Source organism: Shewanella sp. HN-41, from assembly GCF_000217915.1.
GTDB lineage: Bacteria > Pseudomonadota > Gammaproteobacteria > Enterobacterales > Shewanellaceae > Shewanella.
In genome coordinates this window covers 90,376-117,281 of sequence record NZ_AFOZ01000025.1, presented here as the reverse complement: position 1 = coordinate 117,281, position 26,906 = coordinate 90,376, and the positions used below count along the sequence as shown (strand labels likewise).

Sequence of the window (26,906 nt, the reverse complement as noted above, 5' to 3'; positions counted from 1 at the left end):
ATTGTGTTTTTTACTAAAAAGGCCGAGCGTAACCACGTTCGGCCTTTTTGTTGTCGCACTAAATTGGCTCACTCAGATTTACCCCAACTATTGGGTATGAGTCATATTGCCAGATTTTCGAACACTTGATAAAAAACAGATATAAAATATTCGGCTGAATAGATTCATTTGTCGCAGCCAGCGACGGAATTGATTAGAATCCTTATTCAATATTTGGGCAACACTTTCATTGCTCAAGTTAGCACGCTCGGCCATTGCTAAGTGGTGCTATCAAATTACATAGGTGGACTGTCTTTCCGCCGAGGAGCGTTAATGCAATTGTTTGTTAAAGATTTAACCGTGATCGATTTTTCCTATCTTTGCCCTAAACGTGGCATGGTCGGGGAAAGTTGGATTGTCGATGTGCTGTTAGAGGGCGGTTTGGACGAGCAAAATATGGTGCTCGATTTCGCTAAAGTGAAACGCACGATCAAGCAGACCATAGATGCGGTGGCCGATCATCGTTTATTAGTTCCTACGGCCTGCAGTGGTGTGCGCTGGCAGCAACAGGGAGATCGTGTGTGGATGGATTTTGATAGTTTGCTCGGTGAAATCCATCTCGCCTGTCCTTCCCAAGCATTCGCCTTAGTGCCGACCGAAGAAATTGATATTCCCAGCGTGAATGCCTTTTTGCAAAAAGCGCTGCGGGAAACCCTACCGGCAAATGTCAAGGGGATCACTTTGACCCTCAGGCATGAAATGCTCAGTTCCCCCTATTACCATTACAGTCATGGTCTGCGTAAACATGATGGTAATTGCCAGCGTATCGCCCATGGCCACCGTAGTCCGGTGAATGTATTTGAGAATGGCATACCTGCGCCTAAGTGGGATGAATATTGGGCTAAACGTTGGCACGATATTTATCTAGGCAGTGAAGAGGATTTAGTCTCGGTAAGAACCTTAAATTTATCGCCACAAACACGGATCACAGATACTAGTCACTATGGATTTCACTACCAAGCCCCCCAAGGGGATTTCCAATTAGCTATGCCTAAGGAGTGCTGTGACCTTATTCCCCATGACACTACGGTGGAATTGCTAGCCGATTATATGGCAACCACATTGGCGGCTAAGGTGCCCACTAGCCAATTTACTGTCGTGGCCTATGAGGGCGTAGGTAAGGGGGCCATAGTGACTAAAGGTGTATCGGTTTAGTTTAAACACCAGAGATTGCTGCCGTATTTAATCAGTCTAATGAGGATTGTTGTAAAGATGTTTGATTATCCTAAACCACTCAGTCTGAGCCAGTCTTGTGCTGATTTTCTGCGCTTTATTTGTCGTCAAAAAATATTCAAAATATTGAATAACATTGCTTTTTTAACATTTAGTTTACTCATGATGATGACAAATGCCAATGCTCAGGTGAGTTTTGAGGGCAAATTCGAACAGGGAGCGCTTATTCGAGGACAAGCGCCCGCAGGCACTCAAGTCAGTTTAAATGGCGAAGTGTTAAGAGTGACTCCTGACGGTCACTTTGCCTTTGGTTTTGACCGTGATGGTGAGCTGAGCCAGCAATTGGCCTTAGTTTATCCTAGCGGACTGACTGAAGTTAAGCCGTTGACTGTGGCTAAGCGGCAATATGATATTCAAAGCGTAAAAGGCATTAGCAACAAGATCATGAAGCCCGATCCCATCGCACAGGAAAGAGCGGCAAGGGATACCGCGCAGGTCAAAGCGGCGAGGGGCACTTTTAGCGAGCAAACCGCCTTTTTACAAGACTTTATTTGGCCACTCACTGGGCGTATTTCTGGGGTATACGGCAGTCAGCGTATTTATAACGATGTACCCGGCAATCCTCATTTTGGTGTCGATGTCGCGGCAAAAACGGGCACTGTGGTGGTCGCTCCCGCAGATGGGGTGATCAGTCTTTCGGTACCAGACATGTTTTATTCGGGTGGCACTATGATCATCGACCATGGCTATGGTGTGAGCTCGAGTTTTTTGCATTTGAGTAAGCTCTATGTCCAAGCGGGTGACACCGTAAAACAAGGTCAAGCCCTTGCTGAAGTGGGGGCGACGGGACGCGCCAATGGGCCACATTTAGATTGGCGGGTAAACTGGTATCAAATGCGCCTCGACCCAACGACCCTAGTACCACCCATGGCGACTGTGCTCGCTAAAGAAAAAGCCGCTAAAGCAGCCGTCAGCCCAAAGTAATGGGATACAAATTGAGTAACCTAAGCTGTAGGAGAGGAATAAAGTTTCATACTAAACAGTCAAGTAACCCTGTTCGTACCGTTTTAGATTAGACGTGACCAGAAATATAGATTCATACTGATTGCTACAAGCAAGTCTACATAGAGCTATAACTTAGCATTAAAGTATCATACTGGTTGTATCTCATTTGGGAACAAAAGAGCGTTAAATATTGAAAGACAAATATCATTGCTTGGTTATTGAATGCAGACCATATTTAAGGGCGAGCCATGGCATTTGCTCAACGACACGCAGCAAGTCCTCCTTGGATGCTCGACCGCCCCGTCCATGGGGCGGACGGTCGTCTCGCTAATCACCATGGCTCACCTGTTTAGCATTGTCGTAGCCTGTTGGCTTAATAATCTTACTCAGCACGCTTTGGGACAAAAGCGAGCTAGGTTTTCTATTCTAATCCGTGGAGTTCGGATTAAAATTTCTATGGATTAATGCCGCCTATAGCCGCCTAGCGCAGCGAGGTCAAGCGCGCAAAGATGCTTGGCTTTGTTATATGTGTGATAGAAGGTAAGAACCATATTCATCTTGAACAACGCCTTGGTTTACAAAATTGAGCGAACTTATACCCAACTCTTTAGTCGCATTCTCGATATTTTCAGAATGTACCACTTTGACCGGCTCATAGTACTCACCTGTTGGAGAGTCAAAGGTATAGATATCTAGGTAATCTTCTGAACCTTGGTCATAAACTTCCCAAAGACTACCGCTAATACCTTTCTCCGTCTTTGCAAACGAAGCCCAACGAATGCACCTTTCATCATTGAGAGTGAACCCTCCGATGAATATCTCAACTAACTTTCCGCGATGCAATGCGGAATTCGCTTCTTCAATGGTGAGGTATCTACGAGTCATAATTTATCCAAAATTGAATTGCCACTGTTACTTTAGTCACTTTGAAGTATTACTAAAATTTGTTTAACTTGCGGATTACTTGCAAAGTGCTGATGTGGCACAAAAATCATTTTGGGGCATGTGCGCTCTCACGAAGGTAGTTCTATATGAATGGCTTCAGCCTTTTAGCCATTAGGCGTCAAAGAGATGCTTACCACTACATTAATTTTCCACCCAAAACTCGCGTTCAAATTTATCCAACTCGTTGAGGCGTTCAGTGATAAATTGCATGATTTCATCTTCAGTCATTGCTCCAACTTTAGTTCGATAACCACGATAACAACCTTTTCCTTCAACCCAACGCTCCACCTTACAATCGGTGAGGATAATCGAATCGGCTCTATGTTCCCCAAAATCACCTTCTAAGTGAGCATAAACATTAATCGATGATTCGCCCTTGTCACCAGATAGAAACAGCACTACATCAGACTCGGTATCTTTCCAACTGGATAAAGCAAATCGCAGTGCTGGATATCCTTTCCAATGGTGCAGACGGATCACAACATCTTTACCTAACTCTTTTTGGATGGCGGATTGTAAACGTTGATGGTATTCGTCAACCACTTGCTTTTTGGTCTCCTGAATATCATTGATTGTAGAAAGATTATTTAAGATAAAGTCGATGGTATTCTGATTAACGGAAGGTTGAGACATAAGACTCTCCAAATGCAAGATGAACTCACGCAAAAGTAAAGTCCATTTATTGATAGGTTGGGAAAGGAATTGCTCTGTTAGCTCATATTTTAAAGCCGTAATGAGGTCGGGGTAACTGATACCGTGCCATCTAGGTGGTAAAACGTCTCCAGAGGGGGAAAGCACAACAAAAATAATCTGTTTGCCATCAAACCGAGCTTGATTTCGCTCTTCTTGGATAAAACACTCGTAGTCATCAAACGGATTATTTTGCTGATGGTAGATTTTATTTTCTAACACCATTACCCAATCATTACTCTCCAACAGCAAATCGATCCGCTTTCCTGCTTCAGTTTTTACTTCACGTTCTGGCGTTTCAATTAGTGAGTTATCCAATGAGTGATATTCCTCGGGAAGGCAATGAAGTAACGCCTTTAGTGCTGTATCGCCAAGTTGATGTCGCCCATTGCAATCGCAAAAGAATGCCAATATGTCTGTGGTAGGGTTTTCATAATAGCCTTTACTACCAATGCTAAAAATGGATGGTTCTGCCACCACTACAGGCTCAAGTTGATTGAACTCAGCCAGCAGTTGTTCAAACCTTGTTAGTTGTGTATCCATACCAACCTTGCATATTTTTATATGTTGAAACCGCTATTGCTCTAATCAGCAATCGGTAAGCCCCTAGTTCCCTAAAAACTTTGTATCATTACTAAAATTTGGTCAACTTATTACTGCCACACTGAGTTTGTTCAGTGGTGAGTAACAAGGAAAGGGGCATAAACCTTTTAGAAATGGCAGCGTACCTATGTGATCGCTGCCATTTCAGTATGAAACTTTAATACTTAGTATGAGACTTTATTACTCTCCCACATAAGCAGATAGATAATGGCACCTAAGGTGCCATTATTGTTGATGAGGTGGCGTTAACTGGGCTTACATGGCTATTTGAGTAAAGGGTGATCGGCGGGCAGTTGACGGCTGATCCACAGGATCAACTTGTGCTTCATATTGGGGCCATCTTCTTTGTCCTTGGCTAAGGGCTGGATGAGGTTATCCGTCACTAGAAGACGATAAATGCACTCCACTTTATCTTTGGGTGAGACACCGCGATCAAACTCATCAAATCCGCGTTTTTTGGCATAACCTACACCGATTTCGAGGGCAAATTTTAACAATTGCGCTTCATTTTTATGTGGCTTCATATTCAGCTTCCTTTTTTGCATGGGCATCTTTGATGCTGTGCTGTGCAATAAAACCCAACTCGCTATATGGTATCAACTTGTTCACTGGCGATCACTGCCTTAATGCCATGGGGATGAACCTTGATACAGACATCTTGGTATTTAAAGGCAATCGTAGGATTAGCTAAACGCTCTTTCTCTCCCTTGGGCGAACTCATCTTGATGTGAACCGGCTCGCTCGGATCTGATAATGGCTCGCCAGATAACAGTGGCGTGAGCCTTGGACACAAAAGCCTAAGATCTTGGCTTAGGATCTCGCAGTCCTGTGCCTGCGATGGGATAACCAGCTCAATATGCTCCCAGCCTTCTTGAGGATAAAGTTTATCGCTTGGATAGGGTAATTCAACACAGGGGATGGAAAACTCACCTAAGGTCAAAGGGGTGTTCAATTCGATGATAAGAATACAGCGACCATTGATTTGGTTATCGGAGATGATGTGGCCAAGCTGACAAAACGCTTGGCGCAGAGCATCGGCACTGGCAACGGAATTCACCCTTAGGGCAACATGATCGCACTCGAGTTTCTTGTCCGCGAGATCTAACTTTGCCAGTAAGCTTAAGATCTTAGCTTCAAATTGGGGCCAAGAGTGCAGTAAATCCATATAACTTAGGTTGGGTTGAGTTGGGCTTGTGCCTAGCATCTTTGATGATGGCATAGGGACTCCTTTGGAATAGTAAACTTAGACGGAGAAATAAAAACGCCCATTTAACTGGGCGTGAGGGCTTAAGCTAGGTATCACTTAGGGCCAGATTTCAATCGGGGTGCCTTCATCAACGGCTTTCCACACTTCGTCCATTTCAGCATTAGTAATGGCGATGCAGCCATCGGTCCAATTGTATTGCTGAGCCTGCTCGGGTGGCAGGGGGGATCTAGGATTTTGGCCATGGATCATGATCATCCCGCCGGGTTTAATGCCAAGGGCCTTTGCCCTAAGCTTATCCTCTTCATTTGGATAGGATATATGAATCGATTTGTAATAGGCGCTATCGGATTTTTTATAATCGAGAATATAGCGGCCCTGGGGCGTGCGCTGATCACCTTCTTTGAGTTTATGCCCTGCGGGTAAGTCGCCCATGGCAATCCGGTATTGTTTGAGAATTTTGCCATCGCGCAGCAATGCCATATTAGATTCTGATTTAGTAATCACTACTAAGTCGACTTTGCCCATACTCGATGACGCAAACACTTGGGGTGAAGCGAATACCGCGAGGGTCACTGCGAGTGATGTCAGTGTGGAGAGTAAGGTAACGCGCATGTCGTCCTCTAAAAAATTAACAGATGATTATCTTTTTCGCGCATCATACCGCAAATTTCACTCTCTGTGACTAGATAATTTTGAGCTAGTTGCAATTGCGTGTCAGACTTGTTGAAATTCGATGATTGCGAATATTAACCCATCTAGTGAGGATGTTTTAAGCCCTATGTCTGAAAAAATCCCCGAGAAAGTTGACTTAGAAACTCCATTAAAGCGCCAACTACGTATCATTATTTTTGGTACAGATACCCCAGCGGGTCGTTACTTCGATATCGGTTTGATGATTTGTATTGTCCTCAGTGTGGCGCTGGTGTTTCTCGATACTGTGGAGTCGTTCCACCACGACTATGGTGAGGTGATCCGTGTGCTTGAATGGGTCTTCACCCTAATTTTCACCCTCGAGTATGGCCTGCGACTCTATTGTGCAACCCATCCAGTGCTCTATGCCCGTAGCTTCTATGGTCTGGTGGATCTCCTCTCTGTGCTACCGACTTATTTAGCTTTATTTATTCCAGGGGCGAATTTTACGTTAGTGATCCGGATACTGCGGCTCTTTAGAATCTTTCGCGTGCTGAAATTACTGCGCTACTTAAGTGAAGGCAATTTGCTGCTCAGGGCCATGATGCAGTCTAGCCGTAAGGTCTTTTTATTCTTTTTCTCGGTCAGTCTGATCATTATGGTGCTCAGTGCTGTGATGTATGTTGTCGAAGGACCCGAAAATGGTTTTAGCTCTATTCCAAAGTCGGTCTATTGGACAATCGTCACCATCACCACGGTTGGGTATGGTGATATCACGCCTAAAACCGGATTAGGCCAAGCAATTGCGGCTTTTACCATGTTGTTGGGTTACTCCATCATTGCGATACCAACCGGGATCTTGACGGCGGAAATATCCCAAGAAGTGGGGCGCCACCGGGATTTACGCTCATGTAATCAATGCCATAAATTAGGCCATGATCTGGATGCCATGTACTGCAGTCGCTGTGGCTGTGAACTCGACAGGATTGAGCATCCCAGATCAAAGGGAGATAAATAGTTAAAAACAGATAGTTAGCTTGCAACCGCTTGGACAGGCTCTGGGGTGTCTTGCTTTGCATCCACGCCCTTGTCACCGTTTGTCCCTAGGTTAGACACGAGTTGTAGCGTCATCCCTAAGCTAGACATTTGTTTTTGTTCTCGCTGTAAATCTTTCATAAATAGGCTGATTTTTCGTTTATGGCTGGGGATAAACAATATCAACCCGCCTTCGACCACTTGGATCTTGTCCAAGGTCAGTGTTTTGGCAATGCGGCCAAGATTAAGCAGTACAGCGAGACGCAATAGGCAAAGTAAGCGGATCAGCGCCAGTTTATGATGAGGTTCTACTTCGGTCTGCAGCAACTCGGTGGGCTTCTTTCTATGGTTGGCGATAAGCCTAGCTAAATCCTGTTGTAGCGCCTCACTAAATCCAGGCATGTCGCTGTTACTAATGATATAAGCGCCATGTTTATGCAATGCCTTTGAATTGATGTGTAGCCCTATTTCGTGCAGGGTGGCCGCGTAGGCGAGCAGACGGGCATGGGGTCTTAATGCCCACTCATCGGCGACTTGTTCAAACAATGCCATGGCGGTATCTCGTACTTTCGTGGCATGGGGTATATCGACGTGGTAAAGCTGGGCAATACTATCGACGGTACGATGACGGATATCTTGATATTGCCCGATTTTTGCAAGTTCATAGAGCACACCCTCACGCAGTGCGCCAGGGCTAAACTCTAACTGCTGAATAGGTAAGCGTCTAAAAAAAACTGATTAAAATGGCAAGCCCGGCAGGGACAAGAGGGATGCGTTTATCATCCACATTCGCAAACTGGATCTGGTTGATATGGCCGTATCGAATGAGTGTTAGCTTGAGTTGCTTTAGCCGTGGCAAGGTGATGGTTTCATCGCCGTGTTGTTCTTGAATCGCCTCGCAAATGGCTTTGACTGTGCCAGAGCTACCTAGGACTAAGTCCCAATCCCCACTAAAGTATTCTTTTGATAATGAAGCAAATTGCTTATCGGCGGCGCTTTGGGCGGCGCGGAAGGAGGCGGGGGTGATTTGCCCATCGATAAAGAAGCGCTCGTTAAAACTGACGCAACCACAACGCAGGCTAGATAAATGGGTTGGGGTATTTTTCTGCCCGAGAACGACCTCGGTTGAACCGCCACCAATATCAATAACAATATTTCGTTTACCTAGCACTTGGCTCTGGGCGATACCATTGTAGATAAGACGGGCTTCTTCGTGGCCAGAGATGACCTCGACGGGATAGGGCATAATGTTTAAGGCCGCCTCGATAAACTGCTCACGATTCTTGGCCACTCTGAGGGTATGGGTGGCAACTAGCCGGACTTGGGCTTGATCTAGATTTGAGAATCGCTGGTTAAAATCTCGCAGACAGTTGAGGCCACGCTCCATCGCTTCTTGGCTTAACATATTCTGGGCATTTAGCCCTATAGCGAGTTGAACCTGTTGTTTTTCCTTGTGTAATATCTGCAAACTACCGTCTTGTTCACGGGCAATGACGAGGTGAAAACTGTTCGAGCCCATGTCGATGGCGACAAAGTGTCGCGGCTGTGAATGTGTGGCAACCAATCGGATTATCCTTAGGCAATCAAGACGATAATAAAGCCAGCGCGATCAACTGGCTTTGGCCTGTAACTCGGGCGTAAACCTTGCGGCCAGTGTGCCTGAGGTTTGCTCTGCCTCAACCTTTGCGGCTTCAAGTAAGGCATTAAATTCTTGCTGTTGGCGCTTCTCATAATTAATCAGATATTGATAAATGGCAATTTGAGAACGCACTTTTCGCTTGTTTCCCCGGTTTCTATAGGGGTTACTCTGCTCCTTATTGATGATGCGAGCCTTAGTATTGTCATTGAATTGTAAAGATAAAATGTCCATTATCATCTGTTTTAGGTTGAGATCATAGATAGGCGTACTGACTTCAACACGATTATCAATATTGCGGCTCATCCAGTCGGCTGAGCAAATAAAGAGCTTATTTTCCCCACCCGCATGGAACAACATAACGCGGGAATGTTCAAGGAACCTATCGACAATACTGTAGACTTCGATATTGTCACTGATCCCTGGAATTTGGGGGATAAGTGAACACATTCCGCGAATAAGTAACTTGATTTTGACCCCAGCGGCTGAGGCTTCGTAGAGTTTCTGAACTAAAGAATCATCGAGTAAGTTATTGAGTTTCAGGGTAATAGCCGCTTTGATATGACTCTTAGCATTGACAATTTCCTGATCGATCAAATGGGCTAGCTTTTGCCTAGCATCGTAGGGGGAGACTATCAGGTGCTGGAAGTTGTCACGGCGATAAGGATGTTCGATTAAGTCAAATACTTGTTCAACTTCGCGCGCGATTTCTTGATTCGCCGTGAACAGTGACAAATCGGTGTAGACCCGCGCAGTTCCTTCGTTAAAGTTGCCCGAACCCACATGGCAGTATAGCTTCATCTCGCCTTGTTCTTCACGACCAATTAGGCATAGTTTAGAGTGCACTTTAAGGCTAGTGATCCCATGGTGAACCTTCACACCAGCCTCGGCTAAGATACGTGTCCACTCGATATTGGATTGCTCATCGAATCTGGCCCGCAGCTCAATGACTGCGGTCACTTGTTTGCCGTTCTTCACTGCATCGATAAGCGATTGCATAACATGGGATTTTTTAGCCACACGGTATAAATTAATCCGGATAAAACGCACCGCAGGATCATAGGCCGCTTGGCGAACCATTTCGGTGAAATGTGAGAATTTATGGTACGGATAATTGAGCATAATATCGCCCATCTTGATCGCGTCAAAACTGTTGGCACAGCGGCCAAAACCGGCGCTATTGAGTGCGGGGAGCTTTTCATTCTCGAGATAATCGCGGCTCGGATTCGGAAAATCGATAAAGTCCTTAAAGCTGTGATAGCGACCCCCAGGAATTAAACATTCGGTGGAGCTGATATTCAAATTCTCTTTAAGCATCACTAGCATGTGTTCAGGCATTTCTTTGTCATAAACTAAACGCACGGGTTCGGCGGTGAGGCGTTTTTTTAACCCTTTGGTCATTTTTTCGAGCTGGGTTTGTTCTAACTCGTCTGTGATGTCGAAGTCGGCATCACGGGTGAGTTTCATCGAGTAAACCTCAATGGCGTCGTACTCAAAAAAGGGGCCAAAGAGCTCATTAACACAATGACGAATAATATTATCCAACAAAATCAGGTGTTTTTTGGCTTTACTTTTTTCAGCGGGCAACTCGATAAAGCGGGGCACATTTTTCGTGGGGACTTCGACTAGGGCATACTGGCGGCGCGCTTTAGTGTATAGGCAAACACATAAATAGGTGGCATCGTCGTTAATATGCTTAACAAGATCGCTGTTATTATTGACGATAAGTGGGGCGATATGGCGCTTAAAATGATCCCTAAAGTGCTTTTTAAGCCAATTACTGTGGAACTCGCTTAATTGTTTCTCGTTGATTAATAAAATATTACGGCGAACCAGTTCACGCATCAGATCCGTATAAATGTTATCGAAACGCTCCTGCAGGGCCATCACTTTAGATTGGATTTTGGCCATAAGATGGCGGCTATTGCTCCGTCCTTCCTGCAGTGAGGACAGTAAAATCGAGCGTCTGACGGCCGCCACCCGTACGCGGAAAAACTCATCCATGTTGTTGGAGAAAATGCCAAGGAAACGTACCCGCTCGACTAAGGGGACATTGGGATCACAGGCCTCTTGCAACACCCGCTCATTAAATGACAACCAAGAAAGTTCTTTATCGATCGAAAGTTTATCGGTATTCGGGGACACTGCACAGCTCCTTTAAGCAAGCGTCATGGCGCAATATACAATAGCATTCATCCACCGTTGTGCAATCAGATTTACTGCCGACAAGTGAAGGAATTTAAATGATAAATATTGCATGTATGTAAAAATCTGCCAAAGATTTATCAATTTATGTGGAACTAAAGATACGAGGGAAATATGTCAGATTGATGACGAGTGTGACAGAAATATGACCCTAAGATGAAAGTCCGAAGGAGTGGTCCACTTTCCTCGCTGCGAATTGTCATCCAGTCCATGCTTACGCTTTGACACTCATCTATAAAATAAGAGGCAACCCCATTAACGCCTTGGGCATTATGGCAAACTATGTTACCTTGCTCGGCTTTTTATCGCGGGAGTAAAGGTATGTTTGTCGGATTTGATTATGGTAGTGCCAACTGCGCCGTTGGAATGATGCAGGGGGAGAGTGTCCAACTATTACCCTTATCAGAGGATTCTACTTATTTACCTTCGACACTCTATGCGATGGACAGGGAGCTTATCGCCGAGGCCGTATATCAAGCACTTCCCCTCGAATGTAAAGCGGATTATGCCAAGAAACGTGCCGCACAATTGAGCCGTGCCCGCATGGTTCGCCATGAACTCGATCTCGATCCCGATACCCAAGCCGTATTTGTGGGCGAACAAGCGGTGAAAGCCTATCTAGAAACACCCGAAGAAGGTTTTTATGTCCGTTCGCCAAAATCCTTTTTAGGTGCAACGGGACTCAGGCCCGAGCAAATTGCCCTGTTTGAAGATATTGTCACCCTGATGATGCAGTACATTAAGGTGCGGGCCGAATCGATACTGGCCCAAAGGGGCCTGTTTGATTCAGGCGCTAAGGCCATCACCCATGCGGTGATTGGCCGCCCAGTAAACTTCCAAGGTATCGGTGGCGAGGAGAGTAATCGTCAGGCTGAAGCCATTCTTTCCCTCGCGGCAACCCGGGCCGGTTTTTTAGAGGTCGCCTTTTTGTTTGAACCCCTCGCGGCTGGCATGGATTATGAGGCGAGCCTTAAGGAAGATAAAACCGTGCTGGTGGTCGATGTGGGCGGTGGTACGACAGATTGCTCCGTGGTTAAGATGGGACCCTCCCATAAAATGGCACAGGATCGCGCCGCCGATTGCCTAGGCCACAGCGGCCAGCGGATCGGGGGTAATGATTTGGATATCGCCCTTGCGATGAATGCGTTTATGCCGCATTTTGGTTTAGGCTCATTGATGATCAATGGTAAGCCTATGCCGAGCAATCCCTTTTGGAATGCGGTGGCCGTCAATGATATCAGTGCACAACGTGAGTTTGCGACCCTAAGTACACGTAAGTTGATCGATGAATTGATAAAAGAAGCCGAGCAGCCACAGTTACTGCTCCGTCTGTTAAAAGTGCAGCGTCAGCAATTGAGTTACCAGTTAGTCCGTTTGGCTGAACGCGCCAAAATTGCCCTATCGGATCACAATAGGACCGATATTGAACTCGATTTTATCGAGGCAGCCCTTCGAGCGGCGGTAAGCAGGCAGTTGTTTGAAAATGCCATCGAGCCTTCGCTAACAAAAGTAGAAGCCCTGATGCACCAAGCACTTAGCCAAGCGGCTAAGACGTTAGCAGAGCTAAGCTTATCCCCTGATGCCTTGTCTAGTGATGCTGCTCAGGTAGAATGTCTACCCGATGTTATTTATGTCACTGGTGGTACGGCACGAAGCCCAGCCATTTACGACAAAATTGCCGGGATCTACCCCAATATTCCGGTCGTGGTTGGCGACCACTTTGGTTCAGTCACCGCAGGGCTGACCCGTTGGGCCCAAAAGCTATTTATTAAACAATGAGCTATACCCAAACAACCTGAAGCTGAAGATACAGGATTCAGCGGGAATTTAACGCACTTTAGGCAAGGCGGTTATTTGCAGACCTAGCGGGCTAAGTTAAAAATAAGTATATAAGGATGTGAAATGAGAACTCTGTTAAAAATGGCAATGGCCACCACTCTGGTGTTATTTGTGGCTGGTTGTGGTGATGATGTGGGCAAGGTCAGCTTGGGGTTGTTTACGACTAAGGATGTGATTATCGATGCTAAGCAGGATCCTAAAATACCCGGGGTGACTTGCCATATTAGCCGTATCGAAGCGAATTTGGACTTTGCTGATCCCTCCGATATGGGGATCAGTTGCCGCCAAACCGGGCCTATTACACCAGCCGATATCGCCAAGATAGATATGGGAAAACAGGGGGAAGTGGTTTTCACTGAGTCCTTGAGCATTCTCTTTAAGTCATTAAAAGTGCGCCGGATTTATGATGCGCAAAACCAAACTTTGCTGTATTTGTCCTATTCGACCAAAGAGACTAATGGCAGCCATAAACATGCGCTCTCAACTGTGCCGCTCTATGGCTCGCAGGCTTGGGCCGATCCTGCACTCAGTATGGGAACGAAAGCGAATTAATCGCCGTAGAGTTTATAGCTGTGCAGTGTTTTTGCTGTAAGTGTTGATAAGCGAAAGGGGCGGAATAACTATTCCGCCCCTTTTTGTTTTTATAGGCTGCTAGCTCTTAGCCGCTAATGGCATAACTCAATAAATTTGAGCCATCTAATATCCTAGCTTTATCAATCATTATCGCTACTTAGCTTTGGCCGCCAGTACTGCATTAAAGCGTTCAAAACCTGCGCTGAGATCGGCGATTAAATCCGCGGGATCTTCCAAACCAATATGCAAACGAATTAACGGTTTGCTTGCATCCCATTTGGTCGCCGAGCGGATTTTTTCAATACCGAAAATGCCGAGGATTAAACTCTCGTAGCCGCCCCAAGAGAAGCCCATCTTAAAGTGACTCATATTTTCAACCAATGCGGTGACCGCATCGGCATCACCTTGTTTTAACACGAAGGAGAACAAGCCATTTGAAGCGCTAAAGTCGCGTTTAAAGAACTCGTGACCGGGGCATGTATCGAACGCTGGGTGGCGTAGATGGTCTACTTCCGGACGCGCCTTTAACCAGTTGGCGACCTCGAGGGCATTTTTTTCATGTTGCGCCATACGCACGCCTAAGGTACGCAGGCCTCGGGCGGCAAGATAAACATCATCGGGGGAGGTGGTTTGTCCCATCAAATAGCTGTGTTCACGCAATTGTGGCCAGTATTTTTCATTGGCTGTGGCCGTGCCTATCATCACATCCGAGTGACCGACGATATATTTGGTCGCCGCCTGAATCGAAATATCCACGCCCATGTCAAAGGGTTTGCTATTGATGGGTGAGGCCCAAGTATTGTCGAGTATAGTGATCAGCCCATGCTCGTGGGCGATACGGCAAAGTGTCGGCACATCCTGCACTTCCATGGTGATGGAACCGGGAGACTCTAAAAACAACACCTTTGTATTGGGGCGAATAAGGTCGCGAATACCTGCGCCAATTAGCGGATCATAGTAAGTGGTTTCGATACCAAAGCCACCCAAGATATGGGTACAGAGATCCCGTGTGGGTTCATATACGCTATCGACCATTAGCAAATGATCGCCCGCCTTTAAAAATGACAACAGTGCCGCGCTTATCGCCGCAGCGCCAGAGGGATAAAGTGCGGTGCCTACACCACCTTCAAGCTCGGCAATCGCGGCCTGAAAGGCAAAATGGGTTGGGGTGCCGCGGCGGCCATAAAACATCTCACCATTGGTTTTATTTTTCGCGGCGTGGCGCATGTCTTCCATAGTCTCAAACACTATGGTCGATGCGCGAAACACGGGTGGATTGATCACGCCTTTAGTCCACTTTTTGTCTCGACCTAAGCTGACGATTTGGGTGGCGAGCTGGTGTTTATCTGTCATAGGGAATTACCTTGGCGAGTCAGTTTTTGGGTTTAAAATTCATTGTGATGGCGGTCATCTTAGCATCTGTTAGCCAAAATGGCAGGAGGATGAATATGAGTTTGACTCATGTTCATCCAGCCTTATTCTTGAGCCTGTTTTACACTATGTTGCCGTATTTTTTAGCTTATGGGCTGTGTCACTCTTAGCTCAAAGGCAGCGTTACTAGGATATCTACCCCTTTATGATCGCTGCGGTTATGGGCAAGGATTTTACCTTGGTGAAACTCAGCGATCAGCCGTGCAATGTATAAGCCTAGCCCTAAATGGGGTTTATCTTGGGCTTGGTTTATCCGTACTGAGACCATAGAATCAAAAATCTGCTCTGACATGTCGACAGGTAATTCTGGCCCTAAATTACTGATAAGTAAGGTTGCTTGTTTGCCTATAGGGGTAAGCGTGACTTCGATGGCGCTACCCGTGTCACAGAACTCCAGCGCATTGGCAATAAGTTTATCCATTAATTGGGCGATATACTCGGGGACCCCTTGCATCATCAGCGGCTGTTCGGGCACTTTAACGCTAAAGTGTTGTTCTGGATAGGTCATTTGATAGCCTTGCATACAACCGCTCACCACCTGAGACAGCGGAAATTGCGTGAGTTCCGCCTGTGTTAAGCTTTGTTCTAGGCGAGTCGCCTCACTCATATTATTTAAGATCATGCTTAGGCGGCTGACACCTTCCTGGGCGCGATCAACGTATTTTTGAGTGTCTTTATCTAAGGTTTGCAGATTTAAGTGCTCGAGGGACGAGCGCACCACGGCGACGGGTGTGCGTAGCTCGTGGGATAGGCGCGACGACATATTCTCAAGGTAATGGGTGTACTGACCTAGGCGCCCGACAATGCTGGAGAAACTGCGGGAGAGATCGCCAATTTCATCCCGCGCTTTAGAGGGCTTAAGGTTATTACGGACTCGACCTTGGCTATCGATGGCATTTTCTGCCTCGTCCCGCAGTTTGCGGATGCGGTTAGAGATACTCGAGGCGAAGAAAAACAGTGCCAGAGTGCCCATGCTCATAATGGTTAGGATGACATTAAACAACTTTTCCAGAGCACGGTTGCGTAGGGTTCGAATGCCGTGGGTGGTTTCTTCGGCAACGACGGCCCCCATCACATTGTTATCAATCCAAATAGGGCTAGCGGCGGCGAGCACCACAGCCTTATTATCTGGGGTCAACCGCCATGTCGAACTTTGCTGCCCCGCGAGGGCCTTACGAATATGGCTGCCGTCGAGTTCGGTGGAGTCCTGTAGTGAGTCGATAAAATCCTTTGGTGGCTTAGTCAGAATTTTATAGTAAAGCGGATGCAGGTAATTGCGCTTGAAACTCTCCCACAGGGAGTTTGATGCCTCATCTTCTAAGGTGCGGGTCCAGACGCTACTATTGGCACGAATATCCCCGGATTTTGCCAGTACACGGCCGTGTTTATCCACCACCCAAACCCGCGAGCTGTAATGGCTCATCCCTTTGATAATATTTTCAATCTCTGGTGATGGCACTAGGACAGTTCCCAGTTTATCGACAGTGTCTAAGGCGGAGGTGCCCACAATGGCGCTGACATCGCGGTATTTACTGTCATTCACATCATTGATGGCAAAGCCGAGTTTGCTCCCCACCATGTCGAGGGGGATCCGCAGTTCAATATTGTAGCCCACATCCGTCGCGGCCCATTGCCCTTGAATGCGTACCTCTGGGGTGACGGGCACCGTCTGCTTAGGGTTGGCGGGCAGTTCGAAGGCGCTGATCCAGCCGGGTTGGGTCGTAGCGACAATATAGCGCTTGAATTGATTGTCGGGGGCGAGGGTGGCGATGGAAAGATGATCGTTTCTATCGACGCTCAGCGCATTTTTTCCTCGATAAACTAAAGTGGGATCGACGACTTGAAAGAAGGCATACAGATAACCATCGTACTGGCCCACCATATGGGTAAAACTTAAGGTCAGTGGTATGTTGGGATCGGCTCGCATGATCAGGTTTGTTTGGCCATATTGAATAAACCTATGCTGGTATTCCTGCCATTCATTGAGTTTTCCATCGAGCAAAATGGCCCCCGCCAGCGGGTAGGCATAGAGATCGCGGCTTTTTTCCACCTGTTTTAAGAAACTTGCTTGGCCATCGAACAATTTGGGACGTTCGTGCAGGGCGGTGGCCAATGCTTGGGTCGTGCCTTCTAGGGTGCGCTCCTGGCCGTGGCGTAGGTATTTTTCCATCTCCCACACATATTGATACCCCAGCCAAGGTAGGCAGAGTAAAAACAGGCTGAGGCCAATGACTTTGGTACGAAGACCGAAGGGGAAACGTGTCATAAATTCGAGGTTAACATCCCATAGCAGCTTGATTAAGCAAGGCTCATGTTAAGCGAGGCTATCCCAGCGATAGCCCATGCCGTAGACGGTATCGATACAGTCAAACTCAGGTGCCGCTGCCATAAATTTTTTACGGATACGCTTTACATGGGAGGTTATGGTGCTGTCATCGACGAAAATTTTTGCCTCCTGCATTAGTTCGTGGCGACTGCGCACATGGCCAGGGTGTTTGGCGAGGGCATGCACCATCCAAAATTCGGTGACAGTCAGTTCGATGGGGTGTTGATCCCAATATACCTGCATGCGGTTAGCATCGATCGTCAGTGGACCGCGTTCGAGTAGGTTTTCCTTCGGTGTTTGGCTGGCTGCCAATTCCGAGCGGCGAAACAGGGCGGCTAAACGGGCGGTTAAATGGGGGAAACTGACTTCTTTGCTTAAATAATCATCGGCGCCTAAGCGCAGGCCGCAGACTGTATCGAAGTCACTGTCGCGGGCGGTTAGAAAGATGATGGGCAAGGTATTGGACATGGCCCGCAGGGATTGGCACAGCATAAAACCCCCGTCGATCTCGTTGCCTAAGCCTATGTCAATAATGGCCAAATCCGGTAAACGCGTGTTAAAAGCCAGCATGGCCGAGGGTCTGTCGGCATAGGTTTGTACGCTGTAGCCGTGCTGTTGCAGCACATCCTTATAATTTTCGCGAATGGCGGCCTCATCTTCCACTATGGCGATACGTTTCATAGAACCCGATTCCTATTGACTGCTGGGATTAAGTTTTCGTGACTATACAGGATTTTACCTGAGAAAAAAGGCCTCAAATGCCATTGCCATTTTGTTGCCACAATTGATACTCGCATTGCCATTTTCCATCCCCTGCGATGCCATTTCACTTGTGTTTAATAGCCTCATTCAATGTTTCCCTAATGAAATCATGTTGCCAAGTAGCCGTTATCACATTTTTCATTGGGATAGCACTGTATTTAACATCAGTGTATTCAACATCAGTGTATTCAACATCAGCGTATTTAAGATCAGGGAGTCTTTGTGATGACCACAGGGAAAAGAGTTAGAGAAGTCAGTGAGGCCGTTGCAACGTTAGTGATAGCCGTCGCTATTTGTTGGTGTTTACCCTTTGTGGTGCTGGCTTCACCCAATAGCCCCGGGGCTATTGGCGTAGGGACTGTTAGCACTGGGATGACGTCAATGCTGGATGGGCTACAACAGCCATCGATGTTCGATTACCAGGATGTGACTCAAGGCATCTTGGTATACCACAAACCAAACGGTGTCTTAGTGCCTTCCTTACCCTTAGACACACAAGTGTCGATGCATGTATCAGGCCTCAGTAATAGGGTGAGTGTTAAGCAGGTTTTTCACAACAACAGCGAATTTGTGCTCAATGGTCAATATCTGTTTCCTCTGCCGAATGAGGCGGCGGTGGATTCGCTCCGGCTGCATATAGGTCAGCGTATTATCGAAGGCCAAATTCACCCAAGGGCCGAGGCAAAACAACGCTTTGAGCAAGCCAAAGCCGAAGGGAAGCGTGCGAGCTTAGTGAGTCAGGAGCGGCCAAATATGTTCACGACGGAAGTGGCTAATCTTGCGCCTGATGAGCAATTAGTGGTCGAAATCAGTTATCAAGAAGCCATTAAATATGAAGATGGTTTGTTTAGTCTACGGTTTCCCTTAGTCGTGGCACCGCGTTATATCCCCGGAAATACGGCTGATAACGGAGCCAATAATGACCGGGTGACCAGTGCCCAAGTGTTTGATGCCGAGCGAATTGTCGCCCCTATTCGAGGGACCGACGAGGGGGATTCCCCTGAGCTTAAGGTCGATATTTGGGTCGAACTGGGGGAGGGGGTCGATACCCGTGCGGTTGAAAGCCCGTACCATCAAATCAAACTCAGTGAGAAGAGGGGTTCAACGATGGTGTCACTCGCCAATTCTGTGCCTGCAAACCGTGATTTTGTCCTGCAGTGGCGCTTAAAACAAGGCAATAGTCCACTCGCTTGGGTGTTCAATCAAAGGGGGAAAACCCACCAGAATGAGAGTGATGTTTTATCCCAAGAGGCAGGGAATGCCATCGATGACAGTTACAGCTTAGTCATGGTATTACCGCCTAAGGCGGATAAACATTCTCAGATGCGTCTGCCCCGTGAGTTAATTTTAGTGATAGATACCTCGGGCTCTATGGCGGGAGATCCCATAGTGCAGGCGAAAAATGCCCTCTTATATGCCCTAAACGGGTTAACTGCCCAGGACAGTTTTAACATCATCGAATTTAACTCGCAGATGTCACAGTTATCACCAGCATCACTTCCGGTTACGTCGTCAAATTTATCCCGTGCCCGTCAATTTGTTAACCGTCTACAGGCCGATGGTGGCACTGAAATGGCATTGGCGTTGAATGCGGCATTCGCGGCAAATTATCAGAATGTCACTCAAGAAACGCAGTCCCTACGACAAGTGATCTTTATGACCGATGGCTCGGTGGGCAATGAACAAGCTCTATTTGATTTAATCCGTTATCAAATCGGCGATAGCCGCTTGTTTACCGTGGGCATTGGCTCTGCGCCTAATTCGCATTTTATGCAAAGGGCGGCGGAACTGGGGCGCGGCACTTTTACCTATATTGGCAAAGTAGAGGAGGTCGATGAAAAGATCAGCGAACTACTGAATAAAATCCAATACCCAGTATTGACCGATATCCATGTGCGTTTTGACGATGGCAATATCCCCGATTATTGGCCATCGCCCATCCCCGATCTTTACCAAGGTGAACCTGTGCTCGTCAGCCTTAAGCGTAGTGAACGCGAGTCTAAGGGGTTAGTGATCACGGGCCGTCAAGGGCATAAAAACTGGCAGCAATCCCTGTCATTAATGGATAACTTGGCAGCGATCCCCGAGCAAAATGTCGGTTTAGACTTGCTCTGGGCCAGAAAACAGATTGCGGCGCTGGAGCTCAGTAAGAACGGTGCCAATGATGAGAGGGTCAAACAGCAGATCACCGCATTATCCCTCAATTACCATTTAGTCAGCGCCTATACCAGTTTAGTGGCCGTGGATTTGACGCCAATTGAGTCCAATGCCATGGGCCGTGATGCGGTTGTACGTCAGCATTTGCCCTTAGGTTGGCAGCCATTGGGCATATTGCCACAGACGGCGACGGCGAGCCGCCTCGATATATTACTCGGTGCGATAAGCTTATTCATCGCCATGTTGCTCGCCGCCTCAATACTGAAGCAACGTCGGGTGGAGAGGGCAAACCTACTCGCACTTAATACTGAGCCACAGGTGTGAGTATTAAAGCTATGCGTTGGCAGCAAGCACAGTGGTGGTTGTTAGCCGGATGGTTATTACTCGGCGGCACTTTGTTAGGAAAAGGACTCTATATGCAAGCTAAAGCACACTTTGCCCAATATTTGATTGAACAGGCCTGGACTAAGACCTTAGAGGATGGTCAATCCCATAAGCCTTGGTCATGGGCGGATACGTATCCGGTGGCGAAATTATCGTTCCAGCAAAATAGCCAAGTGAGCCATTTTGATCGCATCGCCTCAAACGATAGCCTCTATGTGCTTGCTGGCGCATCGGGGCGCAACTTAGCCTTTGGCCCAGGTTTAGTGTTATCGAGCGCGAGGGCGGGGGACTCGGGTAATACTGTGATTGCCGGACACAGGGATACACATTTCTCGATTTTAAAGGGCATGACAGTGGGCCGACAATTATCGCTGCAAACCGCATCGGGAAAGGACATTCTTTATCAAGTGGTGGCAACAGAGGTCGTGCATGAATCCCAAACCGAATTTATGGCGCCCAGTAGCGACGACCGATTAACCCTCATTACTTGCTATCCCTTCGACGCACTTGAAGGTGGGGCTGAACTGAGATTTGTGGTGCAGGCGATCCCTGTGACGCAGACGCTATTAACACTGAATTAACTTATTTAGTTTAATAACATTAATCGCTTCAACGACTAACTTTTGACTGTGCCGCCCTTAAGGTTTTATGGGCGGCACTATCGACGGCACTATAGGAGTAGAGATGATATCAGTTGCTGATCGGCATAACCCGATTGCGGCCGAGACGTTTGGCTTCGTAAAGTAACTTATCAGCTTTTTCAATGAGTTGAATTCCAGTTTGTTTATCTTGCCACTGGGCAACACCAAAGGATGCGGTGATATTATCGATACGCTCGTCTTTTCTTCTATCCTTAATACTGAGTTTTTCGAGCCCGCGGCGCATGGCCTCGGCGAGTTGCCTGGCGATCCGCAGTTGGCTCTTAGGGACGATAATGGCAAATTCTTCTCCGCCAAATCGGTATAGCTTAACCCCCTCTCGACAGGACTCCTGTAGTCGCCTAGCGACAGCCCGTAGGACTTGATCCCCCAGCTGGTGGCCATAGTTATCATTGAAAGTTTTAAAGTGGTCGATGTCGGCCAAAATAACACAAGTACCTTCGGGGGCTTGGGCTAGCATGCCACTGAAATCGGTATCGAAGGCGCGCCGATTCAAACAGCCCGTTAAGGCATCATAAAGTACATCTTTCTCGGTTTGTTCGAGTTTCAGCTTTAGTGCATCGATTTCGGTTTGTGCCTTTTGCAGTTGCCCAGTAAAAAATGCCGTACTCGAGCGGATACTGTCGGACTCTTTTACTAAATTGCGGACAAGCTCCAACACTTGCTCGACGCTGAAGGTCTCTTCTTCGATACGATTGAGTTTGGCGAAGTTGCTGTCTATGCGGGATTGAAATTCGTTGGCATCCTGATTGGTATCTTTGAGTGATTGGGAAAGCTCCGTCACCATGGCCTCTAAGCTTTGACGCATCTCGCGCACATCCAACTCAAGGGGATCGGCTACATATTGACGATAGAGTAGTTCGCTGCTCACCGGTGGACAGGTGTTGTAATAGGCAATCACAGTATCTAATTGCTGATTCAATGCGGGATTTTGCTCGCCTACATAGGTATACCAAAGTGCATAATTGATAGGTGTGGTTGGGATTTTATGTTTGAGCATTAACGGAACCGCTTTTTTAAGATTCAGCGCCGCGGTTTGCAATAATTCTCGTGACATGTATTGACCCTAATGAATAAAAATAAGACTAACAAAATGGATGAACTGCGGCTTGCCTTCTACTCGAGTGCACTTGTGAGAAATGGCCAGCACGCTTTGTCAAACATATCTCAATCATCCCGTCACAAGCTGTGAGGTATATGGTAAAGTTTATCCTCAAAATCAAAGAATGATAATAACTTGGGAGAAAGTCGTGAAAAATTTCATCCTAGCCGGTGCCTTGGGTACTTTGCTGTCCTTGCCTGCCATTGCTGCGCAATCCTTTGCGGATAATCTTGATTTGGCGCAGTATCGCACCGACGTAAAAACCTTAGCCAGTGATGCTTTCGGTGGCCGAGCGCCGCTATCTGAAGGCGAGCAACTGACAATAGCCTACCTTGAAAAAGCCTTTAAAGAGATGGGGCTGAAACCCGGTTTTGGCGACAGTTATTTACAGGCTGTGCCACTGGCGAAGATAAGTGCTGATCAACAAATGCAGCTCGATATTGGGGGGCTCAAATTTGCTAACGGCAGTGAGTTTACCGCCAGAACCCAAAGGGTGGTCGATAAGGTTTCCTTGACTAATAGTGACGTGGTGTTTGTCGGATATGGTATTAATGCCCCCGAATACCATTGGAACGATTACCAAGGCATAGATGTAAAAGGTAAAACCGTCATAGTGTTAGTCAACGACCCAGGATTTGCGACTCAAGATCCCAAGGTTTTCAAAGGCAATGCCATGACCTATTACGGCCGTTGGACCTACAAGTATGAAGAGGCCGCTCGTCAGGGAGCCGAAGCGGTATTTATCGTGCATGAAACGGCGCCCGCCGCCTATGGCTGGGGTGTAGTACAAAATTCAAATACGGGCACTAAATTCACGCTGGTCGATGGCAATAATAACCGAGGACAAGTGGGAGTGATGGGCTGGGTGCAACATGATGTCGCGCAAAAAATCTTCGCTAAGGCGGGGATGGATTTCGATGCGTTAAAGCAACAGGCCGCTAAACCAAACTTTAAAGCACAACCGCTGAAATTACAGGCACAGCTGACCTTAAAAAACAGCATTGAACGTGCTGAGTCCCATAACGTTGCCGCCATTTTACCGGGGGAAACGCGCGCGGATGAAGTGGTGATGATGCATGCCCACTGGGATCACTTAGGCACTGTGATTGAAGACGGAAAACCACAGATCTTAAATGGCGCGGTGGATAACGCCAGTGGTGTGGCGGGTGTTTTAGCCTTGGCTCGCTATTTTAAGCAACAAGCACAGACGGCGCCATTAGCACGGTCGATTATGTTTAGTGCTTTTACCGCCGAAGAAACGGGCCTGATTGGTGCCCAGCATTTTGCACAATACCCCAGTGTACCCACTAAAAATATTGTTGCCTTTTTAAATATTGATGGCATGAATATGAATCAAGGTGTTGATTATATTCTACGTTATGGTGAAGGTGTTTCTGAGTTAGAACATTATTTAGACAAAGCAGCTAAGGCTCAGGGCCGTGTCGTAAAAGCAGATCCGCGGCCACAAAATGGTTTGATGTTTAGATCAGATCACTTTGCGTTAGCCCAGCAAGGTGTGCCAGGTCTGTTGTTTATGAGTCTTGGGGACACAGATCCCGATTATATTGCCCATAAATATCACCAAGGTGCCGACGATTATGATCCTAATTGGTCATTGGCTGGGGTCAATCAAGACTTAGATCTGATCGCCAGTATATTAACAACACTAGCCAACAGCACTGATTGGCCGCGTTGGTTAGAACTGTCTGATTTTAAGGCTAAACGTGAGCAAGATGGCCGCAACTAAATGATAAAAAGGGCGCCTTTGGCGCCCTTTTTATCTATGTCTTTCAAGCTTAAAAGGTATAACTTACGGAAAGCATCGGCCCAATAAAGCTGTAGTTAATATTGTAATTAGCAACTTGAGTGTCTTTATAGGCGGACTTTTGAGCAATATCCACATCCACTTTGTAATAGTTATAGGCTACGCTCATACGCCAACTAGACGTAATTTGTGCATCAATTCCTAATTTCACATCGACGAGCTCACCTTTAACATCATCGAGTTTGATATAAAAATACTGGGCGTGACTGGTTAACTCCCAACCGGGTGTAAACTCATAATTAGCGTACAGACCAATATCTGGCAGTGGGGCCGTAACACTTTCATCGACTATGCGAGGAATCGCTTGGCTGCCACAGACATTATTTAACAATTCAGAAGCATCACAAACGCCGATAACGCCTTCGAATCCCATTTTGATGAACATAGTGTGTAAACCAAGTGACACGCCAACGTCGTAGTTACTGCCCTGAAATACGTCATAGCCATAGCCCAAGCGCAGTATATCAATGTTCAGGGTTGAGTTGAGCTTACCACCCGCCTTAATATCATAAATAGTGTCATTGATTTCAATCTGAAAGGGCTTACTTAAGGCAAGTGTTTCGGCGCTACGGTGAAGTTGTTTCCAATCAAAATAGATGTTGTGACGTTCATTAAAGTGATAATTTAATTCAACAAATGGAAGAAACTTGTTCTCAGCTAATTGCAAGTCTGATTCATAATCTAAGGTGAAGTTATTACCCGTAGATGGGTTGGTGACTTGCATATTAGAGTCAGATTGTGAATAAAAACCACCCAATTCGATAGTAAAATCGCCTGCTTGTACTTGAGCACTTGCCAATGCGGCTAGCAGCAGTGGTAATAAACGGTTCGGGCTCAAACGTGACTCCAGCATTCTTCTTATTATGTTTAGCGATAACATCAGACTTTAGTGCCATAAAGAAGCACATTTGGAGTGTAACAGCAAATTTCAGAATGTGAATAAAATGTTTTAAAAAAGTATGTGGTTTTATGATGTAAAACAAAAGCAGCATGAATTCTTGAACGCTATAGGTAAAGTGCGCACTAGATCACAGCAATGCTGGCGCGAAATGGAGAGGAAAGCAGAGATGTTAAATCTTGCGGCGATAACAAACGTTAGCGCCGCAACTTGTATCATTCACTTTTATTGGAAGGGGAGATCTCGCTAGAGGTAGTTTTATCGTTAAGAACCGAAGAGGTCACTTCACCTATCACCATTTTGGGGCTACTAGGTTCATCCTTATTAAACATACCAAGGCGAATACGAATAAAGTGCAAAATTTGGGCGGCGATATCCACGTTTAAACAAGACTCCAATCCTTCGAATCCGGGGGATGAGTTAGCCTCACAAATTTTATAGTGGCCGTTATCGAACAGGAGGTCGATACCGGCGACATCGAGATCGAGAATATTCGCCGTTTGTGTGGCGAGCCATTCGATTTCTGGGGTGATCTCAAAGGGGCGCGCCGAACCTCCTGCGCTGACATTGGCCTTAAAACTGTCTTCCTGTCCCCGTCTTTCATAACAACCCGCAACCCGACCACCAATGGTAAAGACCCGCAGGTCTCGGCCATGGCTGTTGGCGATAAACTCCTGCAAAATAATGTTGGCGTTTTTATTGGTCGCTTCGATTAGCTGCATTAAGTCGTCAAATTCACGGGCTTTATGGGATAAGAACACGCCGCTACCCTGTGAGCCAGACAGGGTTTTGATCACCACGGGGAATCCCAAATGGCGTTCAACCAGTTCGATATCGACCGGGAATTTAACCAGCATAGTCTTAGGGGTAGGCAAATTTTTCTCGGCCAACAGTTGTTGGGAGAATAGCTTGTCTTTGACTATCTCAATGGCCTTAGAGGGGTTGAGGCAATACACCCCTAAACGCTCTAAATGACGAATTATCGCGAGGGCGAAATAGGTGGTACCAGAGCCCATGCGCGGAATAATAAAATCAGGCAACTCAACTGCTTGCCCGTTCAATAAAATACTCTTGTTGTCTTCTCTGGTGACAGTAAGATCAAATTCATCTGGTGCGTATACTTCCAACTCTATGTTGTCAGCCTTTGCAGCTTCCAGTAGACGCTCAATTTCATACAATTCAGGTTTTAGCTGAGTCGCGGTTTCTTTATATAAAATCCACCCACGCATTTAATCGCAAACCTTAATTTTCATTCTTTATCCTCGGGTTCAGGTTCGTCCTGAACATCATCTTCAACATCGACATCAAATACTGCTTCGGGCTCGACCTCGGGTTTAGTCGCAGGCAAATGTACTGTGCCAACGACCGCGTAAAAGGGTTTACCTAGGGCGAGTTTGCGGTACTTTAACCAGATCTGCTCTAACAAGCTACTGGGAGCGATATTTCCTTTGATGACTTCGACAAATTGCGCTTCATCGGCGGTGCAAGGTCGCGTCTTGCCCTCGGCAAGATTTTTCATAGCATAGCCATGCAATTCAAGGAGTTCGGCTTCTTTACTGGTGAAGTCACCACTGCGTTTAAAGCCTTTAGGGAAGTTTGCATCATCATAAAAACGTTTGTGAGATACAAAGCTGGCTGCTGAGCCGTTAACCGTCTCAGAACCCTTGTTAGCGTTTGAAAAAGACTGTTCAGACATGGCAGTTACCTTCTAGTTTTTGATATACAAAGATTTGCAACTGGAGTATTGGCTAGTATTATTGATTTATAAATCAAAAAAATTTG

General features: G+C 46.7%; 21 protein-coding genes and 1 pseudogene. 8 read left to right on the top strand and 14 right to left on the bottom strand.

Going from position 1 to position 26,906, the window contains the following annotated elements; translation table 11 throughout:
* Positions 1–312 precede the first annotated feature (312 nt).
* Both SOHN41_RS10255 and SOHN41_RS10250 read left to right on the top strand, forming a co-directional pair.
* Positions 313–1,194, top strand: coding sequence for a 6-carboxytetrahydropterin synthase (locus SOHN41_RS10255; protein ID WP_007648525.1), 882 nt, complete (start codon positions 313–315; stop codon positions 1,192–1,194).
* Positions 1,195–1,374: 180 nt separating this feature from the next.
* Complete coding sequence (locus SOHN41_RS10250) at positions 1,375–2,196, top strand: M23 family metallopeptidase (protein ID WP_086017349.1); 822 nt, start codon at positions 1,375–1,377, stop codon at positions 2,194–2,196.
* Positions 2,197–2,739: 543 nt separating this feature from the next.
* Here SOHN41_RS10250 and SOHN41_RS10240 read toward each other — a convergent pair.
* The 5 genes from SOHN41_RS10240 to SOHN41_RS10220 form a co-directional block, all read right to left on the bottom strand.
* The gene (locus SOHN41_RS10240; protein ID WP_007648521.1) at positions 2,740–3,102 is read right to left on the bottom strand and encodes a hypothetical protein; all 363 of its coding nucleotides are present in this window, start codon (positions 3,100–3,102) and stop codon (positions 2,740–2,742) included.
* 201 nt (positions 3,103–3,303) lie between these two features.
* Positions 3,304–4,395, bottom strand: coding sequence for a PD-(D/E)XK nuclease family protein (locus tag SOHN41_RS10235; protein WP_007648519.1), 1,092 nt, complete (start codon positions 4,393–4,395; stop codon positions 3,304–3,306).
* Positions 4,396–4,718: 323 nt separating this feature from the next.
* Entirely contained in the window at positions 4,719–4,979 is a 261-nt protein-coding gene (locus SOHN41_RS10230; RefSeq protein ID WP_007648517.1) for a DUF5062 family protein, read from the bottom strand.
* Between the two features lie 62 nt (positions 4,980–5,041).
* A complete protein-coding gene (locus SOHN41_RS10225; RefSeq protein WP_007648515.1) occupies positions 5,042–5,674 on the bottom strand; it encodes a VOC family protein in 633 nt (210 codons plus the stop codon).
* Positions 5,675–5,758: 84 nt separating this feature from the next.
* Positions 5,759–6,274, bottom strand: coding sequence for a L,D-transpeptidase family protein (locus SOHN41_RS10220; protein WP_007648513.1), 516 nt, complete (start codon positions 6,272–6,274; stop codon positions 5,759–5,761).
* A gap of 166 nt (positions 6,275–6,440) precedes the next feature.
* On the opposite strand from SOHN41_RS10220, the gene SOHN41_RS10215 reads away from it, so the two are divergent.
* On the top strand, positions 6,441–7,310 hold the full coding sequence (locus SOHN41_RS10215; RefSeq protein WP_037458750.1) for an ion transporter: 870 nt from the start codon (positions 6,441–6,443) through the stop codon (positions 7,308–7,310).
* A gap of 14 nt (positions 7,311–7,324) precedes the next feature.
* Here the strand turns inward: SOHN41_RS10215 and ppx are convergent.
* Positions 7,325–8,891 (bottom strand): annotated as a pseudogene (ppx, locus tag SOHN41_RS10210) (exopolyphosphatase).
* A gap of 45 nt (positions 8,892–8,936) precedes the next feature.
* Complete coding sequence (gene ppk1 / locus SOHN41_RS10205) at positions 8,937–11,108, bottom strand: polyphosphate kinase 1 (protein WP_007648501.1); 2,172 nt, start codon at positions 11,106–11,108, stop codon at positions 8,937–8,939.
* Positions 11,109–11,489: 381 nt separating this feature from the next.
* Between ppk1 and yegD the strand changes: the two genes are divergently transcribed.
* Positions 11,490–12,947, top strand: coding sequence for a molecular chaperone (gene yegD / locus SOHN41_RS10200; protein ID WP_037458748.1), 1,458 nt, complete (start codon positions 11,490–11,492; stop codon positions 12,945–12,947).
* Between the two features lie 123 nt (positions 12,948–13,070).
* Complete coding sequence (locus SOHN41_RS10195) at positions 13,071–13,559, top strand: CreA family protein (protein ID WP_007648497.1); 489 nt, start codon at positions 13,071–13,073, stop codon at positions 13,557–13,559.
* A 174-nt stretch (positions 13,560–13,733) separates the two neighbouring features.
* On the opposite strand, the gene SOHN41_RS10190 is transcribed toward SOHN41_RS10195, so the two are convergent.
* The 3 genes from SOHN41_RS10190 to pdsR all read right to left on the bottom strand — a co-directional run bounded on the left by SOHN41_RS10190 (position 13,734) and on the right by pdsR (position 18,018).
* Positions 13,734–14,933, bottom strand: coding sequence for a cystathionine beta-lyase (locus tag SOHN41_RS10190; protein ID WP_007648495.1), 1,200 nt, complete (start codon positions 14,931–14,933; stop codon positions 13,734–13,736).
* A gap of 184 nt (positions 14,934–15,117) precedes the next feature.
* Entirely contained in the window at positions 15,118–17,277 is a 2,160-nt protein-coding gene (gene pdsS / locus SOHN41_RS10185; RefSeq protein ID WP_007648494.1) for a proteobacterial dedicated sortase system histidine kinase, read from the bottom strand.
* Between the two features lie 48 nt (positions 17,278–17,325).
* Entirely contained in the window at positions 17,326–18,018 is a 693-nt protein-coding gene (gene pdsR, locus SOHN41_RS10180; RefSeq protein ID WP_007648493.1) for a proteobacterial dedicated sortase system response regulator, read from the bottom strand.
* 306 nt (positions 18,019–18,324) lie between these two features.
* On the opposite strand from pdsR, the gene SOHN41_RS10175 reads away from it, so the two are divergent.
* Together SOHN41_RS10175 and SOHN41_RS10170 are read left to right on the top strand one after the other, a co-directional pair.
* Positions 18,325–20,580: a marine proteobacterial sortase target protein gene (locus tag SOHN41_RS10175; protein ID WP_007648491.1), complete on the top strand. Its 2,256-nt coding sequence runs from the start codon at positions 18,325–18,327 to the stop codon at positions 20,578–20,580.
* A gap of 11 nt (positions 20,581–20,591) precedes the next feature.
* Positions 20,592–21,221 (top strand): class GN sortase, encoded by a 630-nt coding sequence (locus SOHN41_RS10170; protein WP_007648490.1) that lies wholly within the window; start codon positions 20,592–20,594, stop codon positions 21,219–21,221.
* 109 nt (positions 21,222–21,330) lie between these two features.
* On the opposite strand, the gene SOHN41_RS10165 is transcribed toward SOHN41_RS10170, so the two are convergent.
* Positions 21,331–22,356 (bottom strand): GGDEF domain-containing protein, encoded by a 1,026-nt coding sequence (locus SOHN41_RS10165; protein ID WP_007648489.1) that lies wholly within the window; start codon positions 22,354–22,356, stop codon positions 21,331–21,333.
* A 169-nt stretch (positions 22,357–22,525) separates the two neighbouring features.
* Here SOHN41_RS10165 and SOHN41_RS10160 point away from each other — a divergent pair, with 169 nt between their 5' ends.
* Entirely contained in the window at positions 22,526–24,148 is a 1,623-nt protein-coding gene (locus SOHN41_RS10160) for a M28 family metallopeptidase (RefSeq protein WP_037458723.1), read from the top strand.
* Between the two features lie 49 nt (positions 24,149–24,197).
* On the opposite strand, the gene SOHN41_RS10155 is transcribed toward SOHN41_RS10160, so the two are convergent.
* The 3 genes from SOHN41_RS10155 to SOHN41_RS10145 form a co-directional block, all read right to left on the bottom strand.
* Positions 24,198–25,079: a DUF481 domain-containing protein gene (locus SOHN41_RS10155; protein WP_037458720.1), complete on the bottom strand. Its 882-nt coding sequence runs from the start codon at positions 25,077–25,079 to the stop codon at positions 24,198–24,200.
* Positions 25,080–25,339: 260 nt separating this feature from the next.
* Positions 25,340–26,353, bottom strand: coding sequence for an ATP-grasp domain-containing protein (locus tag SOHN41_RS10150; protein WP_007648475.1), 1,014 nt, complete (start codon positions 26,351–26,353; stop codon positions 25,340–25,342).
* 20 nt (positions 26,354–26,373) lie between these two features.
* Positions 26,374–26,820 carry a DUF413 domain-containing protein gene (locus SOHN41_RS10145; RefSeq protein ID WP_007648473.1) on the bottom strand — a complete coding sequence of 149 codons (447 nt, stop codon included), beginning with the start codon at positions 26,818–26,820 and terminating at the stop codon, positions 26,374–26,376.
* Positions 26,821–26,906 lie beyond the last annotated feature (86 nt).